The 16,944-nt window shown below is 65.5% G+C and carries 15 protein-coding genes; 5 read left to right on the plus strand and 10 right to left on the minus strand.

All coding sequences use genetic code 11. The features are described from left to right. Positions 1-35 precede the first annotated feature (35 nt). Both V6M49_RS06380 and V6M49_RS06385 read right to left on the minus strand, forming a co-directional pair. Complete coding sequence (locus V6M49_RS06380) at positions 36-1,343, minus strand: AAA family ATPase (protein ID WP_332760584.1); 1,308 nt, start codon at positions 1,341-1,343, stop codon at positions 36-38. Further along, a complete protein-coding gene (locus V6M49_RS06385) occupies positions 1,340-1,981 on the minus strand; it encodes a hypothetical protein (RefSeq protein WP_332760585.1) in 642 nt (213 codons plus the stop codon). Before V6M49_RS06385 ends, V6M49_RS06380 begins: the two co-directional genes overlap by 4 nt. Positions 1,982-2,133: 152 nt before the next feature. On the opposite strand from V6M49_RS06385, the gene V6M49_RS06390 reads away from it, so the two are divergent. Further along, on the plus strand, positions 2,134-2,349 hold the full coding sequence (locus V6M49_RS06390; RefSeq protein WP_104062208.1) for a helix-turn-helix domain-containing protein: 216 nt from the start codon (positions 2,134-2,136) through the stop codon (positions 2,347-2,349). Positions 2,350-2,361: 12 nt separating this feature from the next. Here V6M49_RS06390 and V6M49_RS06395 read toward each other — a convergent pair whose 3' ends face one another. Then, entirely contained in the window at positions 2,362-2,934 is a 573-nt protein-coding gene (locus tag V6M49_RS06395; RefSeq protein WP_332760586.1) for a hypothetical protein, read from the minus strand. Positions 2,935-3,083: 149 nt separating this feature from the next. Here V6M49_RS06395 and V6M49_RS06400 point away from each other — a divergent pair, with 149 nt between their 5' ends. Further along, a complete protein-coding gene (locus tag V6M49_RS06400; protein WP_332760587.1) occupies positions 3,084-3,917 on the plus strand; it encodes a LysM peptidoglycan-binding domain-containing protein in 834 nt (277 codons plus the stop codon). A gap of 43 nt (positions 3,918-3,960) precedes the next feature. Next, positions 3,961-4,428 carry an Rv3235 family protein gene (locus V6M49_RS06405; RefSeq protein WP_332760588.1) on the plus strand — a complete coding sequence of 156 codons (468 nt, stop codon included), beginning with the start codon at positions 3,961-3,963 and terminating at the stop codon, positions 4,426-4,428. A 123-nt stretch (positions 4,429-4,551) separates the two neighbouring features. Here the strand turns inward: V6M49_RS06405 and secA are convergent, their stop codons facing one another. The 7 genes from secA to mtrA form a co-directional block, all read right to left on the minus strand. Next, complete coding sequence (gene secA / locus V6M49_RS06410) at positions 4,552-7,290, minus strand: preprotein translocase subunit SecA (RefSeq protein ID WP_332760589.1); 2,739 nt, start codon at positions 7,288-7,290, stop codon at positions 4,552-4,554. Positions 7,291-7,337: 47 nt separating this feature from the next. Next, positions 7,338-8,603 (minus strand): winged helix-turn-helix domain-containing protein, encoded by a 1,266-nt coding sequence (locus V6M49_RS06415; RefSeq protein WP_332760590.1) that lies wholly within the window; start codon positions 8,601-8,603, stop codon positions 7,338-7,340. Between the two features lie 32 nt (positions 8,604-8,635). Next, positions 8,636-9,361, minus strand: coding sequence for a ribosome hibernation-promoting factor, HPF/YfiA family (gene hpf / locus V6M49_RS06420; RefSeq protein ID WP_141141031.1), 726 nt, complete (start codon positions 9,359-9,361; stop codon positions 8,636-8,638). Positions 9,362-9,572: 211 nt separating this feature from the next. Then, positions 9,573-10,475, minus strand: coding sequence for a ComF family protein (locus V6M49_RS06425; RefSeq protein ID WP_332760591.1), 903 nt, complete (start codon positions 10,473-10,475; stop codon positions 9,573-9,575). A gap of 104 nt (positions 10,476-10,579) precedes the next feature. Next, the gene (locus tag V6M49_RS06430; protein ID WP_210412309.1) at positions 10,580-12,298 is read right to left on the minus strand and encodes an LpqB family beta-propeller domain-containing protein; all 1,719 of its coding nucleotides are present in this window, start codon (positions 12,296-12,298) and stop codon (positions 10,580-10,582) included. After that, positions 12,295-14,220 (minus strand): MtrAB system histidine kinase MtrB, encoded by a 1,926-nt coding sequence (mtrB, locus tag V6M49_RS06435; protein WP_141141032.1) that lies wholly within the window; start codon positions 14,218-14,220, stop codon positions 12,295-12,297. The genes V6M49_RS06430 and mtrB overlap by 4 nt, the downstream gene beginning before the upstream one ends. Beyond that, positions 14,192-14,866, minus strand: a complete 675-nt coding sequence (gene mtrA, locus V6M49_RS06440; RefSeq protein ID WP_056343773.1) for an MtrAB system response regulator MtrA — start codon at positions 14,864-14,866, stop codon at positions 14,192-14,194. The genes mtrB and mtrA overlap by 29 nt, the downstream gene beginning before the upstream one ends. Before the next feature lie 133 nt (positions 14,867-14,999). Here mtrA and V6M49_RS06445 point away from each other — a divergent pair, with 133 nt between their 5' ends. Together V6M49_RS06445 and V6M49_RS06450 are read left to right on the plus strand one after the other, a co-directional pair. Continuing rightward, entirely contained in the window at positions 15,000-16,292 is a 1,293-nt protein-coding gene (locus tag V6M49_RS06445) for a hypothetical protein (protein ID WP_332760592.1), read from the plus strand. Continuing rightward, complete coding sequence (locus V6M49_RS06450; protein ID WP_332760593.1) at positions 16,282-16,938, plus strand: DUF4129 domain-containing protein; 657 nt, start codon at positions 16,282-16,284, stop codon at positions 16,936-16,938. Before V6M49_RS06445 ends, V6M49_RS06450 begins: the two co-directional genes overlap by 11 nt. Positions 16,939-16,944: the final 6 nt, after the last annotated feature.

A 16,944-nucleotide genomic window follows, 5' to 3' on the forward strand; every position in this document is an offset into this window, starting at 1 on the left:
TTTGATGCTGCACCGTCGCAGCTCCTACGGCGAGCCTAGCCCTTTCGGCGACGCCTCGGTGTGGAAGAAAATACAGAGGATCGTGAAGATCGCTGGACAGGTGCACAAACCAATTCAGCGATCGCGTGCCTGAGCTTGGAATCCGGCGCCGTTTCGAGCAGCAGAGAGCCGCCTAGCAGCGCCGCATCAGCTGCGGGGCTGTCCGCCGGAAGGAAGACCGCGATCTGCGACGACGGACCATACCGTTCCCACGCATCCTTCAGCTGGCGTTCCGGGGACCTCCCCACCGCCGCCGCCCGGACCTTGTTCATCACCACAACAGGCGACACCTGCGGGACTGCCAGCTCGAGCTCCGCGAGTCCGCGGACCAGCCGGGGAACCCCCACCGGATCGGCGGCCCCCACGGCATAGACTGTGTCCGCCAGTTCCAAGGTCCGCAGGGTCGCGGCATTCCGGCGCGGAGCCATCGTGTCGAAGCTGAGTTCCTCGTCCGCCTCCAGGCAGAAGCCGGTGTCCACAACCACGACGTCGGCAACCTCCTTGGCGCGGTCCAGCACCAGCGACAGTGCTGCTGCCCGTAGTTCGGTCCACCTGTCCGCCCGGGTGATCCCGGTCAGGACCCGGAAAGTTCCAAGCTTGGTGGTGACCGGTGTGGCCACTTTCAGCAGCGCATCGGCGTCGAGCAGTCCCTGGTCGGCAAGCCGGCAGGCCTGCGCGATCCCCGCAGATTCATCCAGCAGGCCCAGGACTGCGGCGATGCTGGCCCCGTAACTGTCGGCGTCGACAAGGAGGACGGACTTCCCATCCGCAGCCAGTTCCCCCGCGATGTTGGCTGCGACGAAGGTCCGGCCGGGCGAACCGGCGGGACCCCACACGGCAATGATCTTGCCTTCCCCGGAGGCCGGCGGCACGTCCGCCTGGTCTGCGGGACGCTGACGCAACGCAGCGCTGGTGTCCCCCAGCCCGCTCCCGAACGTTGCATCCCTGGCGGTGCCTGTCAGCTGGGCAACGGCCTCGGCAATCCTGCCGGCCAGGGCGGCGGACTCTACGCCGGTCAGTGCGGAGGCCACACCGATCCCGCGCAGCCTGGCAGCCTCGTCGGCGTCATCCGTGAGGGCGATGATCGCCACGCCCACGGCGCCGAGCCGGTCAACAAGCGAAGCAGTCAGGCCCTCGCAGCCATCGGCCACAACTGCGGCCCGTGCCAGGCCGCTCTGGCAGGCCGCCAGCAGTTCCGTCAGTTCGGTGCAGCGACGGACCACCGTGACGGGACCGTGGAGCCGCTCCAACCCGCCCACCACGTCCTCGCGGGCCTGGCCCACGGTGACCACGGGGATACTCATGAGGCCCCGCCCGGGTTCCACACCACTGAAATCTTGGCCTGGTTCGCCTGCGCGCCGAGGATGGCCGGCATCTGGCCGTCGGCAACCAGCACCAGCAGCACCGTATTGCGGGAGGACCCCAAGGCCGTGGAGCCGGCGGTCACCTGTGCAATTTCCGCGCCGGGCAGCAGGAGCTTCGGCTCACTGAAGCCGTTGCGGGCATCCGGCAAGGCAACCCAGACGTCCACCCGGGTCCCGGCAACCGCCTGCGGCGGCAGTGCTTCCTCAATGGTCACGGCCACGGGCTTGCGGTCCAACGAATCCACAGTGGCCAGACTTTCCTTGGGCACCAATTGGTTCTTGCCGATTCTTTGAACTGCGACCAACCCGTCGGGGAGCCCTGCTTCAACGGTGACGTAATGCTGTTCGGTCTCACCCAGGCGGACCTTGGCGCGGACCACATTGTCCGCGGTCAGCTTCTCACCCACCGCAATGGAGTCCCGGGCGGCGTAAACCTCGGTGGTCTGATCAGCGCTGCCAACCAGCGAGATCACTCCTACCACCGATGCCAGGACCAGCAGCACGCCAACCAGCAGCCGGGGATCCTTCCACGACGGCGGTTTCAGCCTGGCACCTGCAGTAACAGCATCGTGGCTCATGCTCTTCTCCCCCTAGCTCCGGTCCAGGCGGCTGGCTGCGTCCGGACACCTCATTGTTACGGCATGGGCCCCGGAACAAAAGTCAAAAGACCAAACAACATCAAACTGTGGATAACCGCACCAGATGACGCCTTCAATGGCAAAATGGAGCTATGCCCAGATTCCTGACTCTCGCCGATGTTGCTGAACAGCTGCAAATCAACTCGCCGGCGGCCTATGCCTTGGTCCGCAGCGGAGAACTGAAGGCCATCCAGGTGGGTGGGCGCGGGCAGTGGCGCGTCGAGGAAAAGATGCTGGAGCAATACATCGAAGAGCGTTACGCCGAGGCCAGCCGCATGATCCAGGAAGCCAAAGCCAAGCAAGGCTGATCCGGCCCGCGGCTACAGTTCCCCTGCACTCCGTGACCGCAGGGCACCCAACGCCGCAAACGGTATCGTGGCTACCTGCCGAACCTGTGATGCACGCCGGGACTCCCCGGGGCTGACCAGCGCCAGGTCCAAAAAGTCACTGCCCACCCGGTCGATGACTCCGGCCAGCCCGGTATCCCTTTCCGGCGCGTGGCGCAGAGTGACTGCAAGTTCGGCCCGGTCCCGCGCCAGGCCCCGCAGCGCATGCGCCAATCCGATCCGGCGCCGCACCTGCGAAGTCTCGGCCAAGGAGCCGCGGCCAAGGCCCGCATACCGTGCCACTGCGCCGTAAGGGACCAGGACCTGGTGACGCAACTCGTTCAGGACCAGCGCATCGGCGCCGGCATGGCTCAGGGTTCCTTCGAAGGCGCGCCCACACGCCAGGTACACGGCCACGTGGCTGTTCAGGGAACCCCGCAAGCGGTCAGCCAGAGCGACGGAGGCCGTTTCCGCTCTTGCCCGCTCAGAGATCTCGGCATCGATGGCCAGCCGCTCGCCCTCGGCGAACTGTGCCTCTATATCACTGAACAGAGCATCCCAACGCATGGGGCCAAGCGTAGGGTGCGGGTTTGTTCGCGGTCAATTCACCAACGACTTCACTCCAGTCTCTGGACAAATCCACCAGAGTTACGTCAAACTGATGCTAGATACATCAAACTGCATCAAACTGCATCAAACATAAGATGGGAAACAACATGACGGCAGGTACAGCACGGGGGCTCCGCGCAGACGCCGTCATGGCGGCGTCCATCCTCCTGTTGGGATTCTTCCTCTGCGTTGCCGGCCGGGGCATGGTGGGCCGATGGCAACTGTCTACAGCACGCCGGCAGGGCCCGGACCTCGATGACCTACTCGGTGCCGTTGCTGTCGCCGCAGGGCTGGCCATCGTGGCGTGGTGGATCTTCTCGATGGTTTTGGCGTCAGCAGCTGCCGTCCTGGACAGGTGCGGCAGGCGGCGGGCCGCCGACAGTGCCGGCAAGTGCTGCCCGGCATTTATGCGCCGGCTCGCTGTGGCCGCGCTGTCGGTGCAACTACTGTCGGCACCGCTGGCTCACGCAGCCGTCCCACCGGCCGGACCCGCCTGGGTACCCACGCAGGAAGTGGCGGTCCAGGACGTACCGGTCCACGGCGCAGCCATCCAGGCCCAGTGGTCTCCCACAAGCGGCCACCGGCAGCTCCCGGAACCGGAGGGCAAACACTCTGCAGACACGGGAGGACAGACCACCGAAACTCCCGCGGCGGCGGTCCGGCCAGACTGGCGTCCCAGCAGGCCGGTCCCGGACCCCGGCCTGCTGGCGGCCCAGCCCGTCCGGGCGGAACAGGGCCCACCGTCGCCATTGAGTGAGGTCACGGTACTGGCGGGCGACACACTCTGGGACATCGCCTCCCGCCACTTGGGCCCGGCGGCTTCGGATGTGGATGTCGCCTTGCACTGGCCCCGCTGGTACGAGGCCAACAAATCCCGGATCGGCGAAAGCCCGCATGTCCTGCTGCCCGGACAGATTTTGAAAGCACCTTCCACGGCCTAACCGACGTTCCGATATTCATCAGCTCACGACTAAGGGGAATCACATGTACGCAGTTACGCCAATCCGCTCCGCCGCGGTCAACCCGGGCGGCGCGGCAGCAGTCCGCCAGGTTCCTCCGCGCACCACTAGCGCGCCGGTCGTGCCGCTGCGTGCGGCAGACGAAGCCTCCGAAATCCTGGCGATCACACGCAATACCGTGCAGGCGGCCATGGAAGTCCTCGCCGGCATCCGGCCGGTCCACCAGCTCGCCCGCCGTCTGGATCCTCGCTGCCTCGCCGTGCTGCAGCACCGTGCGGCCTTGATCCGCCGCGAACAGTCGCGCTCTGCCTCGCCGTCCCTGGCCCGGCTGCACAAGAACTCCATAGTGCGTTCAGTCCGCGCCTGCGAAGTCGCCCCGGGCATCTATGAGGCAAGCGCCGTGGTGGTTGATGACATCCGGGCACGGGCTGTAGCGGTCCGGCTTGAGCGCAGCAAGCAGGTCTGGCGCGTGACCGAGTTTATGGTCGGCTGAACCGCTTGCCCACGAATGCAGAAGTGCCCGGAGCTGAGGCTCCGGGCACTTCCAGTGTCGAACTATTTCAGCGACGATCTATTGCAGTGCCGACCTATGGCTGATCAGTCTCGATCCCTGCTGTCAGCGGCGCTTTTTCCTGGCCGGACGCTTGGTGGCGTCCTGCGCTGCAGCCTTTGCGGGATTTCCGGACCGTGAAGAGACACGACCCTCCACCCTGGTCTGGGATGCGCCGTCTTCGCCGGGAGCCGTGTACTGCAGCTGGGCCGGCTTCTCCGGCGCTTCCAGGCCGGCAGCGTGGATCTGCGGCTCAACGTGCTCGGTGTGGCCACCGGCTGCGTCGGGCACCACCACATCCTGGGCTGGAGTCACCTCAACTTCAAGGTTGAACAGGAAACCGACGCTTTCCTCGCGGATGGCCTCCATCATGCTCTGGAACATAACGAAGCCCTCGCGCTGGTATTCCACCAGCGGGTCACGCTGTGCCATGGCGCGCAGGCCGATGCCTTCCTTGAGGTAGTCCATCTCGTACAGGTGTTCCTGCCACTTGCGCCCGATGACCGAGAGCACCACGCGGCGTTCCAGCTCGCGCATGCTCTCTGAGCCGATGGTCTCTTCCCGGGTCTGGTAGACCACTCGGGCGTCGGAGAGCAGCTCCTCCTTGAGGAATTCAACAGTGAGCTTGGACTTGCCGCCGGCTTCCTCGATGATCTCTTCCGCTGTGACGCTGACGGGGTAGAGCGTCTTGAGGTTGGTCCACAGCTGGGTGTAATCCCAGTCGTCGCCATTGCCTTCGGCCGTGGCGGAGTCGATCAGGGCGGTGATGGTGTCCTCCACGAAGAACTGGACCTTCTCGTGGAGGTCGTCACCTTCGAGGATCCGGCGGCGGTCACCGTAGATGGCTTCGCGCTGGCGGTTCAGGACGTCATCGTACTTGAGGACGTTCTTGCGCTGCTCGGCGTTGCGGCCTTCAACCTGGCCCTGGGCAGACGCGATGGCCCGGGAAACCAGTTTCGATTCCAACGCCACATCATCCGGGACCGAACTGTTCATCAGCCGTTCGGCCGCGCCGGAGTTGAAGAGCCGCATCAGGTCATCGGTCAGGGAGAGGTAGAAGCGTGATTCGCCGGGGTCGCCCTGGCGGCCGGAGCGGCCACGGAGCTGGTTGTCGATGCGGCGGGACTCGTGCCGCTCAGTTCCCAGGACATACAGCCCGCCGAGGTTCAGTACTTCCTCGTGTTCGTCCTTTACGGACTGCTTGGCCGCCTCCAGGGCAGCCGGCCACGCGGCCTCGTATTCTTCGGAATTCTCTTCCGGGTCCAGCCCGCGCTTGGCCAGATCGGCCACCGCAGTGAATTCGGCGTTGCCACCCAGCATGATGTCAGTGCCGCGGCCTGCCATGTTGGTGGCCACCGTAACAGCACCCTTGCGTCCTGCCTGCGCAACGATGGCCGCTTCACGGGCGTGGTTCTTGGCGTTCAGGACTTCGTGCCTGATGCCTTCCTTGGCCAGCAGCCCGGAAAGGTATTCGCTCTTTTCGACACTCGTTGTGCCCACAAGGATCGGCTGGCCCAGTTTGTGACGCTCGGCAATGTCCTTCACGACGGCGTCGAACTTCACTTTTTCATTCTTGAACACGAGGTCCGACTGGTCGATCCGCTGCATGTCCCGGTTGGTGGGGATGGCCACCACACCGAGCTTGTACGTGCCCATGAACTCGGCGGCCTCAGTCTCGGCCGTGCCGGTCATGCCTGCCAGCTTGGAGTACATCCGGAAGTAGTTCTGGAGCGTGACCGTGGCCAGGGTCTGGTTTTCGGCCTTGATCTCCACGGCTTCCTTGGCCTCGATGGCCTGGTGCATGCCCTCGTTATAGCGGCGGCCAGCCAGGATTCGGCCAGTGTGTTCGTCAACGATGAGCACTTCGCCGTCGAGGATGACGTAGTCCTTGTCCCGTTTGAACAGTTCCTTGGCTTTGATGGCGTTGTTCAGGAACCCGATGAGCGGAGTGTTCGCGGATTCGTAGAGGTTCTGGATTCCCAGGTAGTCCTCCACTTTTTCGATGCCGCTCTCCAGGACGCCGACGGTGCGCTTCTTCTCGTCCGCCTCGTAGTCCTCGCCGGCCTTCAGGCGCTGCACTACCTTGGCAAATTCGCTGTACCACCGGTTGGTGTCGCCCTGGGCAGGACCGGAAATGATGAGCGGAGTGCGGGCTTCGTCGATGAGGATGGAGTCGACCTCATCAACAATGGCGAAGTTGTGGCCACGCTGGACCAGTTCTGACTGGTCCCACGCCATGTTGTCGCGCAGGTAGTCAAAGCCGAATTCGTTGTTGGTGCCGTAGGTGATGTCCGCGGCGTACTGCTGCCTGCGCACCGCGGGATCCTGGTTGGACAGGATGCAACCGCTGGTCAGGCCAAGGAAACGGTAGACCCGGCCCATAAGGTCTGACTGGTATTCGGCAAGGTAGTCGTTCACCGTGATGACGTGGACGCCATTGCCGGTGAGGGCATTAAGGAAGGCGGGCGCGGTGGCCACGAGGGTTTTGCCTTCGCCGGTCTTCATTTCGGCGATATTGCCGAGGTGGAGCGCGGCGCCACCCATAAGCTGGACGTCAAAGTGACGCATGCCCAGGGTGCGGGATGAGGCCTCACGCACGGCGGCGAATGCCTCCGGGAGGAGATCATCCAGATGCTCGCCGTCCCGGTGGCGGGCGCGGAGGTGATCGGTTTCCTCGCGGAGCTCAGCATCCGTGAAGGTTTTGAACGAGTCTTCGAGCGCATTGATGGAGTCGGCATAGTTCCGCAGTTGCCGCAGGGTTTTTTTGTCACCCGTGCGGAGAAGTTTTTCGATAAGTGATGCCACGTGAAGATACTCCCAGTCTTATGCTGCCGAATTCTGGCGTTTTTAGTCTACGGGAGAGACACAGGCCACGCGGCCGGTGTTCCCTGAGAGCGGAGCGGACCTGCGCGGTGACGCAGGGCGGCGCCGAGGGACTCCGCCAGGTCCCCGATCGGGCTGACCACAATGTTGTCCAGCTCCAGCCATTCGGCCATCAGTTCCAGCTCGGCGGCGAGCTCGACGGCGGTCCCTGCCGGTGCGTCCGGCTCACCGTAGGCGGACCTGACCAGCAGATTTCCTGCCGCACGGTCCGCCTTAAGGTCCACCCGCGCCACGATGGTGTCACCCAGGAGAAAGGGCAGGACGTAGTACCCGAAACGCCGGAGGTGCGCAGGCGTGTAAATCTCGATCCGGAAATGGAACCCGAAGAGCTCCTCTAGCCGGCGCCGCTCGAAGACCAGGGAGTCAAAGGGGCTGAGCAAGGCCCGCCCTGCCGCCCGCCGCGGCATTGTGGCGTCGGCATGGAGGTATACCTTCCGGTCCCAGCCGGCGACAGCGACCGGCTCCAGCCTCCCTATGCTGACCAGATGGTCCACAGAGGCGGCGGCCGCCTTGACCGGTGTACGGAAGTAGTCCGCGAAGCACTTCACGGTTCCGATGCCATGGGCGCGCGCGGCCGCGTCGATGAGCCGATGCATGGCCTCAACAGTGTCCGGCGTGGTTTCGAGGGCCAGCCGCCGCGGCAGCACCCTGGCCGTCAGCGTGTACTTTCGCTCGAACTGTTCGGTTCTGGATGCCGCGGAAATGGTGCCCGCCTCGAACAGGTCTTCAAGCACGCGCTTGACGGCGTTCCAGTTCCATCCCCAGTTGTCGTCCCGCCGGTCCTCCACGTGCCCGATGTTCACCGTCAGTTCCGCCGCCGTCATGGGCCGCCCTGCGGCGAGGGCGTCGAGGATCTTTCCTGCCACCGCGTCGCGCAGGTCCGGGTCGAGGGCGGACGCACCCACCCACGTGCGTTTCTGCCACAAGCGGAGGTCATGGAAGTGCTCGGGCCGGATGAAGCTGGCCTCGTGGGCCCAGTACTCCATCATGCGTCGGGGAGGCGAGCTGGCCATCCGCTGAAGGATGGTGCGGTCGTAGTTGCCGAGCCTTGAAAAGAAGGGCAGAAAGTGACTGCGGGACAACACGTTGACGGAATCGATCTGGACAAGCTGGATCCGGGCAAAGGTCCGGCCCACCGCCCGTGAGGTCACGGGGCCGGCGGGCCGTCCTTTGTCGAGTCCCTGAGCTGCCAGGGCGATCCGCCGGGCCTGGTTAAGGCTCAGCGTCGCTGGCACATCAGTCCTTTCATTGAGGGGTGTAAACCGCCCTAGACTTTTGCGGCGTCGTCATCGGAACGGTAGGCGAGGATTTTTTCTTCGACGGCCGTCTCCCCCGGTTCGCATTCGTGGTCCAGGGTGATCACCCCGTACGTCCAGCCACGGCGCCGATAGACCACCGAGGGCGTGTTGGTGGCCTTGTCCACAAACAGGTAGAAATCGTGGCCCACGAGCTCCATGTTGTCCACAGCATCGTCAAGGGTGAGGGAGGCCGCAGGGAAAACTTTGCGCCGGATCAGCACCGGGGAGTCCCCAGCCGGGATGTCGTTCTCGACCTCGTAGGGCGATCGTTCAACAGGTGCTGCCTGGGTTTCGCTGCGATGGCTCGCCTCGACATAAAGGGGCTCACTGGTACTCGCGGGTTCCAGGGATGCGGTGGCTTCACGTACTGCCTTGGGGGTGTGGCGCCCGTGGTGGACCTTCTTGCGGTCCTTGGCGCGGCGGAGACGTTCCAGCAGCTTGGTGTAGGCGAGATCGAACGCAGCGAATTTGTCTGCGGCGCTGGCTTCGGCACGGATTACGGGTCCCCGGCCCAGGACCGTCACTTCAACGGTGAGCTGGTCGCCGGTCTGGCGCGCATTCGTTTCCTTGGAAACCTTCGCGTCAACCCGCTGGACCTTGTCGCCAAGTGACTCGATCTTCGAGATCTTCTCACCGGCGTATTCGCGGAAGCGGTCTGAGACCGTCAGATTTCGTCCGCTGATCATAAACTCCATGGTGCCCTCCAAATGACTTCGGTGACACGACGGCGGCACATCCCACGGGCCGATCTGCTTGACAGTCGAGCCCCTTTCCGAGCCGCCATCGAAAGGTACAACTTGTTCTTGGTACCCACAACCGACGTTAGTTCATAGCCACCTGTTATTCATCCTTTCTTCGTTTATTTTTTTCTAAGACGGGCGGCGTTCCGCCAGCTCCCGGGGCGGGCTATTCGCCGCCAGCTGAATCCGGCGGGCGTGTCGCGGCAAGGACCACTGCACCCACCACCACGGCACCGCTGAGGTGCAGTGCTCGGGCGGCTTCGGCGAGTGTGGCCCCTGTGGTGAGGACGTCGTCAACAATGATGCAGCGGCGTCCGGCCACCCGCGCGCGCTGGCCTTTCGGGACCTTCATGGACCCCTTGACCCGGCTCGCCCTGGCCCCGCGGCCGAGTCCCTTTTGGCCTCCAGGCAGCCGCTCCAATGCGGCGCGGCGCCGGGATTTCCGGATCACGTCCACCACCGGTGTACCGCGGATGGTGGTCCCCCGGCGCAACTCTGCGAGCAGGAGATGGACCGGGCTGAATCCCCTCTTGATGTAGCCGGCCGTACTGCTGGGCACCGGAACCAGGCAGACGCCGTCGACGCCGGCCACGGACGCGGCAATGCCCTGCCCCAGTCCGCGCGCCAGGACTGACGTGAGCTGGTGCTGGCCATGGCTCTTGAACGAAAGCACGGCCTGCGCCAGCTCCTCGCGGTACACCCCGGCCGCCACCACGGGAAGGATCAGGCCGCCGTCGACGTTCATCAGGGCCGGCGCCTGCTCCTCTGCCCGGAACGGGTGCCTGGTCAACAGGCGGACGTGGCGTTCGCACATGACGCACAGGGCCAGGTCCTCCGCTCCGCAGCAGACGCAGTCCACTGGGACGGCAAGTGCCAGCAGCTCCGCGGCGGCCACGCCCATCTGGTCGGCGGCCCGCAGCCAGCGCCGGCGGTGGCCGCCGCGATGCTTGGCGGACTGCAGCGGAGGCGGCAGGAGGTCCGGATCCAGGCTTGCCGCATTTCTGGCGGGACTTCGCCCGGAGCGGCCCCCACCGCGGCGGCCGGACCGGCGCGCAGTCCCGTGGCGCACAGGCGGGTGGCGGGCGGGAGGACATCCGGGCTGAACTTCGGTCACACCCCATGGTGGCCTGCCGGCCGTGGCCCCGGAACCTCTGGTCCGCGCTATGTGGAAAGCTACCCAGGGAATGAGGGGTCGATGGGGCCCTTCAGCTGGGGCGACCAGCCGTTGCCAAGCCGCTGGAAGATGCCCTCGGCCGATTGGCCGTAGATTTCCTCCAGCCCGTTGCCGGCGCTGAGCCATACCAGGCCGGGCCATGGCGCCAACTGCTGGGGTTGCCCGGAGGTGAGGGACAGCAGCTCCGGCGTGACGTTCGAACCTGCCGAGGCTTTCATCACGGCAACCGTTGTGTCGTTCACCCAGACGCCCTGGTCCGGGTCACCGGAAGCCACCAGTGTGATCGGGGCAGTCAGTTCCCGGGGTGTCCCGTCGGCGTTCCGGATGATCCCGGCAATCTGCACCTTCGTCTTGCCGTTTTGTTCCGAAATGACCAGCGCCCGGACGCCCTCGCGGGAGATCCTCAGCTCCTTGACGGTTCTTCCGGCCAACCACGACGGCGTGAGCGTAACGGTGGGAACGGCGGCACCTTCGGCGACTCCGACGGGCCGGTAGGCCACCACCTCAGTACCGCCGGTAGCTCCCGGCCCTGCGGCCCACACCCAGTCATGAATGCTGAAGGACGGGTGCGTAATGGTGCTGCGCGTTGTCAGCGCACGGGCGGGCTGTCCCGGCACCATGCTGTAGAGCGTCGTCCGGCTTTCGTTGAGGAAGGCAACGGTCTGGGACACCGGGGATTCCGACGGGTAGCGGGGCCCGAGCGATGAAACCGGCTGCATATCCGGCAGCGGGGACACCCTGTTGTTTTCGTAGCGAACCAGTTCATTGCCGCTGACGGCGATTTCGCGGACCGGCACGTTTTTGTCCCGCACCGGGGGCAACACCGAACCGTTGTCTTCGACGCGGACCAGGTCCTGGTTGGCATGCAACTCCACATTAACGACGTCGGGCTGGCTGCGGAACGTGAGCGAAAGCTGCGTCTGCATCCGGAGCCTGTCCTCTGTGGACGCCTCGGTGAGTTCCTTGGCCGTGAGGTCCACCTGCGCGGCGCCGGACACCACCGGAACCGATTCGCGGGCGAGTTTGATGCCGGACGGGAAGGCGCTCACCACCGCGCCGCGAAGGTACGGCGCGGGCCCGGCCAGCAGGGCACTGGTCATGGCTTTGACGGTCTTGTTCTTGATGAACCAGCGGACGTCAGGCACGGCATAGGTGAAGCTGGGATCGTAGAAGTAGATGGGGTAGGCGCCGTAGATGACCTTGAAGGTTTCCTCCGGGATCGCTGTTCCGTCCGGGATCGCTGAGATCCGCCATTCGCCGTCCACCTGGGTGAGAGTGGCCGGAATGTTCTCGATGGTGCCTTCGGGCATCTGGGTGGCGATGCCGTCAACATCCACGCTGTACGCAACGTCCAGCTGGTAGTTGTAGACGTTGTCGACGCCGGTGCCCACCACTTTCGCCTCGCGGTACACAAGCGCGCGCTGGTCGGGTTTCCAGGATACTGACGCTGCCTGCGTCAGGTATTCGCGGGCCACCGCGTAGTCCCCCTCGTATCCGGTACCGGCACGGTAGAAGTAATCAATGATGTTTTCCGGCGTGGCGCCGGGCTGGGGCGCGGCCGGGAGGAACACCGGTGCGTTGACGTTGCCGGCGCTGCCTTCCGCGCTCTTCCCCACCGGCCCGGCCGTGGGGATGCGCGCGCAGGAGGCCAGGACCAGGACAACGACGAACAGCACAACGCTCCTCTTCAGCATCGCCCGCACTTTTCGTCCCGTCATGAAGACTCCTTCGGTGTTGCGCCCGTCCCGGCAGGGGTGCGCCCGGCGCCCTGGCCACGCCCGCCGCCAGCGGGGACCTCAGGCGCCCCAGTGGGACCGGGCCCCAGGACCAGCACGTTTTTCGAATGAGGGACGTCGGGGAGGATGATGTCCTCCGGCTCAAGCTGCACAGGTGAGCGGTCGATCTCCTCGCCCTGGCGCAACGGAATGGTCAGCCGGAAGTTTGCTCCTCTACCCTTGTTTCCCCATGCCTGCAGCCAGCCGTTATGGAGTTTGGTGTCTTCCATGGCGATGGACAGGCCCAGTCCGCTGCCTCCGGTGGTGCGGGCCCGCGCGGGATCCGCACGCCAGAACCGGTCAAAGACCCGGGCGGCCTCGGCCGGGGTCATGCCGATCCCCTGATCCCGGACTGCAACTCCCACCGCTGACTGGTTGGCTGCGACAGTCACGGTGACCGGCCTGCCTTCGCCATGCTCCACTGCATTCAGGATGAGGTTCCGCAGGATCCTGTCGATCCTCCTGGCGTCCATCTCCGCGACAATTCCGACGGCCGGAGCCCGGAGGATGATCTCCGAGCCGTATTCGGCCGCGACGGGCGCTGCCCCGTCAATGACGTGGGCGATCACCTGCAGGATGTCCTCGGGCTCGGCGTCGAGCATGGCCACGCCGGCGTCGAAGCGGGAGATCTCGAGCAGGTCGGCCAGCAGGGACTGGAACCGCTCCACCTGGTTGTACAGGAGTTCGGCCGAGCGCTTGTTGATGGGGTCGAAGTCGTGGCGGGCGTCGTACAGCACTTCCGCGGCCATCCGGACGGTGGTCAGGGGCGTGCGCAGCTCGTGGGAGACGTCGGAGACAAACCGCTGCTGCATCTGGGACAACATGGCCAGCTGGGTGATCTGCTCCTGGAGGCTGGCGGCCATGTGGTTGAACGATGCCCCGAGGCGGGCAACCTCGTCTTCGCCTTTGACCACCATCCGCTCCTGCAATTGGCCGGCCGCAAGCTTCTCCGACACCAGGGCAGCGTGGCTGACGGGGCTGACAACGTTACGGGTGACATACCAGGCGATGGCCCCGATCATCAGCACCAGCACTGCGCCGCCAGCCAGGAGGACGCCCTGGATTTCGTCGAGCGTCTGCTGGGCGGTGTTGACGTCATAGATCAGGTAGAGCTCATACACGGTCCCGTTGAAGGTCACCAGGTTGCCCACGGCGATCCCCGGCCTGTCCTCGGTGCCTACCGGAATCACGGTGGAGGCCCAGTACTGGTCCTTGCCTGATGCCTGGACCGCCGTACGGAGTGCAGGCGGGATGACGCTGACGGTCAGCTGGTCCGACGCCCGCGACTCCACCCAGCGGTTCCGGGGTTTGGTCTGTTCGGGCTTGGCTTCGAAAACGTAGCGGCGCTGGATAACGGAGCCGCGGCCTTCCACGGCGTTCAAAGTGTCGTAGACCAGGGTGATGACGCTGGACTGGTCGGTGACCTGGGCGCCGTCGAACGTCTCCTGGACCTGTTTGACGTAGTATCGGGTCTCGGATTCGGCCTGGGTGAGGCGCTCCTGGAACAGGTTGTTGGCGATCTGGTTGGACAGGTAGGCGCCCACGGCGCCAAAGGATGTCACGGCCAGCAGCAGCGTGGTGAGGACTGTCCGGAACTGCAGGGACCGTCGCCAGCGTCGACGCATGGCCCGCCCGGCGAAACGGACCGCAGGGAAGAAACGGGTCACGCCGAGGCGGACAAGGCGGCCCACCCGTAGCCCCACGATTACTCCACGGCGCCGCCAGATCCGCGCCCGGAATGGCAGTGTTGCCAGCTCCGACGGCAGCGCATCCGTGTGCTCCGGGCCCTTGGCTGCGGGAAGGTCCGGGGCGCGGTGTGCTTCTGGTCCTGAGGGCTCAGGAACCTGCTTTGTAGCCGACACCACGAACCGTCAATACAACTTCGGGAGCTTCCGGATCCCGTTCAATTTTTGACCGGAGGCGCTGGACGTGGACGTTGACCAGCCGGGTGTCCGCCGCGTGGCGGTAGCCCCAGACCTGTTCCAGCAGCAGCTCACGGGTGAACACCTGCCATGGCTTCCGCGCCAGGGCTACGAGGAGGTCAAACTCCAGGGGCGTGAGGGAAATCCGCTCATCGGCACGCTTCACGGTGTGGCCGGCCACGTCGATGGTGATGTCAGCGATCCGCAGCGTTTCAGGCGCCTTCTGGTCGCCGGGCCGCAGGCGGGCACGCACGCGTGCCACGAGTTCGGCGGGTTTGAACGGCTTGGGTACGTAGTCGTCTGCGCCGGACTCAAGGCCGCGGACGACGTCGGACGTATCCGACTTGGCCGTGAGCATAACGATGGGCACGTCCGATTCGGAGCGGATCTGCCGGCAGACCTCGATGCCGTCCACACCGGGCAGCATCAGGTCAAGCAGCACGAGGTCAGGCTTCGATGAACGGAAAATATCCAGCGCCTGGCTGCCATCGGCGCAAAAAACCGGCTCAAAGCCGTCGTTGCGCAGAACAATCCCAATCATTTCGGCCAGCGCTTCGTCATCGTCAACTACCAGAATGCGTGCCTTCATAGTTATATATTCCCTTATTGAACAGGGTTTGTCCTGTTGAACGGCCTTACGGCATGGCGCCACGCTATGACGCCCGACGCCGGAACTATAGGCTGGCAACACGCGGACAGTCCCGCGCGGGGGAAGGAACAGGGTGCCACACCAGGATCCGAACATGCAGCAGCCGCATCCTGCCGGCGAGGCTGGGAAGGGCCAGCCGCCAGGGAACCAGCCTCCGTGGGGGCCGCAGCCCGGCCCGGCACAACAGCCCTGGGGCGGCCAGCCGGTTTGGGGCGCTCCTCCGGGTGGCCCGCCGGCTTGGGGCGCTCCGCCGCACAATCCCTACGGCGGTCCGCCGCCATACCAGCAGCCGCGTTATGTTGCCCCGCCCAAACCCGGCATCGTTCCCCTGCGGCCACTGATGTTCGGCGAGATCCTGGATGGCTCCTTCCAGGCGATCAGGCGCAACGCCAAAGCCATGCTGGGCGCCGCGCTGCTGGCGCAGACGCTCGCCGCAGTGGTCACGGCAGTTCTCAGTTCATTTTCCGCCACGTCCGCGGCGTCACTTGAAGCCTGGGCGGCGGGCCTGACGGAGCAGGACCTGGTCCCGCTGGTGGTGACCTTCGCGTCCGGGATCCTGCTCGTCTCGGTGCTCACCGTTTTTCTGTCCGCGGTGCTGCAGGGCGCCATGGTGGTTCCGGTCGCCAGATCCGTCCTCAACCGCCCCACCGGCTTCAGGCAGATGTGGACCCTGGCGCGGTCCCGCGCTGGTGCCCTGATCCGCCTTGCGGCCCTGCTGGTGGGCGGCGGGCTCCTCGTTGCGCTGCTGTTTGTGGCGCTGGCCGTGCTGCTGGTCAGCACTGTCGGCGGAGTGGGCGCCCTGATCCTCGTCCCGCTGGGGCTGGTGTGCTTTGTGCTGTACGTATGGGTCTACATCAAGCTAATGGTGGCCCCTGCCGCCGTTGTGGTGGAGGAACTCGGTGCGATGGCCGGCATCCGGCGCTCCTGGGAACTGACACGCAGCAATTGGTGGCGGCTCCTGGGCATCACGCTGGTGGTGGGCATCATGGTGGGGGTCATCGCCCAGGTCGTCACGATTCCCGTCACACTGCTCACCGGCTTTTACACCGGCGTGGTCTCACCCCACGGCGGTTCCGACCAGGCCATGACGGCGGCCGTGGTGGCGGGCGTTGCCACCGCGGTCGTTACCGCAGTGGTCGCCGCAGCGGGTTTTGCCTTCCAGACCTCCGTGATGGCGCTGCTCTACCTCGACCTCAGGATGCGCCGGGACGGACTGGATATCGCCCTGCTCCGGCTGCTGGAATCCGGAGCAGATCCCGACGGCGTCCCGGGCCGAGGCGTTCCGGTCTACCGGGCGGGACCCGGCCAAAATCCGCTGCCGCCCTATGGGGCACCGCCCGGCGGGACATGGCCGGATGGCCGCTGAACCACCGGTCCTGCCTGGCCGCGACGAGGCCCGCCGCTGGGCCGAAGAAGAACTCGCCAAGCCGGAATACCGCGACGCGGCCCCCGGCTGGCTGGACAGTGTGTGGGCGGACATCCTGGACTGGCTGCGGTCCCTGGACGGCGGCTCCGGCCCGGACACCACCGTGGCGGCGCCGTGGATCGGTGTGGCCATCGCCGTGCTGATCGGCGCCGCGGTCGTCCTGGCCCGCCCGCGCCTCAACGCGAAGGCCAGGCGTGCCGGAGACGTGTTCGACGTCGGCACAGCCGTCAGTGCCGAGGCCTACCGCGGGCGCGCGGCTGCCGCTGCCGCAGCCGGCAACTGGAGTGCCGCCGCCGTGGACTGTTTCCGCGCGCTGGTGCGCACAGCCGAGGACAGAACACTTTTCGACGCGCGGCCGGGCCGGACCGCGGACGAGGTGGCGCACGAACTGGCCACACCGTTTCCGTCAGAGGCCGGCCACCTGACGGAAGCCGCGCGAACTTTCGACGGGATCCGCTACGGAAATGAGTCCGCAGGCCAGGCTGACTATGCCGCGGTGCGCGAACTGGACATTGCCCTGCAGTCCTTCACGCCGGAGAGCGCCGCCCTGCCCGCTGAACGTGACGAACCGGCGGTTCCGCGATGACGCAGG

Source organism: Pseudarthrobacter sp. (genome assembly GCF_036675385.1).
Classification (GTDB): domain Bacteria; phylum Actinomycetota; class Actinomycetes; order Actinomycetales; family Micrococcaceae; genus Arthrobacter.

Excerpts from the sequence above, each read along its gene's own strand:
- V6M49_RS06395 (WP_332760586.1), bottom strand. The coding sequence starts at position 2,934 with ATGCGTTGGGATGCTCTGTTCAGTGATATAGAGGCACAGTTCGCCGAG.
- V6M49_RS06405 (WP_332760588.1), top strand. The coding sequence starts at position 3,961 with ATGTACGCAGTTACGCCAATCCGCTCCGCCGCGGTCAACCCGGGCGGC.
- V6M49_RS06450 (WP_332760593.1), top strand. The coding sequence starts at position 16,282 with ATGGCCGCTGAACCACCGGTCCTGCCTGGCCGCGACGAGGCCCGCCGC.
- V6M49_RS06385 (WP_332760585.1), bottom strand. The coding sequence starts at position 1,981 with ATGAGCCACGATGCTGTTACTGCAGGTGCCAGGCTGAAACCGCCGTCG.
- V6M49_RS06430 (WP_210412309.1), bottom strand. The coding sequence starts at position 12,298 with ATGACGGGACGAAAAGTGCGGGCGATGCTGAAGAGGAGCGTTGTGCTG.
- hpf (WP_141141031.1), bottom strand. The coding sequence starts at position 9,361 with ATGGAGTTTATGATCAGCGGACGAAATCTGACGGTCTCAGACCGCTTC.
- V6M49_RS06380 (WP_332760584.1), bottom strand. The coding sequence starts at position 1,343 with ATGAGTATCCCCGTGGTCACCGTGGGCCAGGCCCGCGAGGACGTGGTG.
- mtrA (WP_056343773.1), bottom strand. The coding sequence starts at position 14,866 with ATGAAGGCACGCATTCTGGTAGTTGACGATGACGAAGCGCTGGCCGAA.
- V6M49_RS06400 (WP_332760587.1), top strand. The coding sequence starts at position 3,084 with ATGACGGCAGGTACAGCACGGGGGCTCCGCGCAGACGCCGTCATGGCG.
- V6M49_RS06390 (WP_104062208.1), top strand. The coding sequence starts at position 2,134 with ATGCCCAGATTCCTGACTCTCGCCGATGTTGCTGAACAGCTGCAAATC.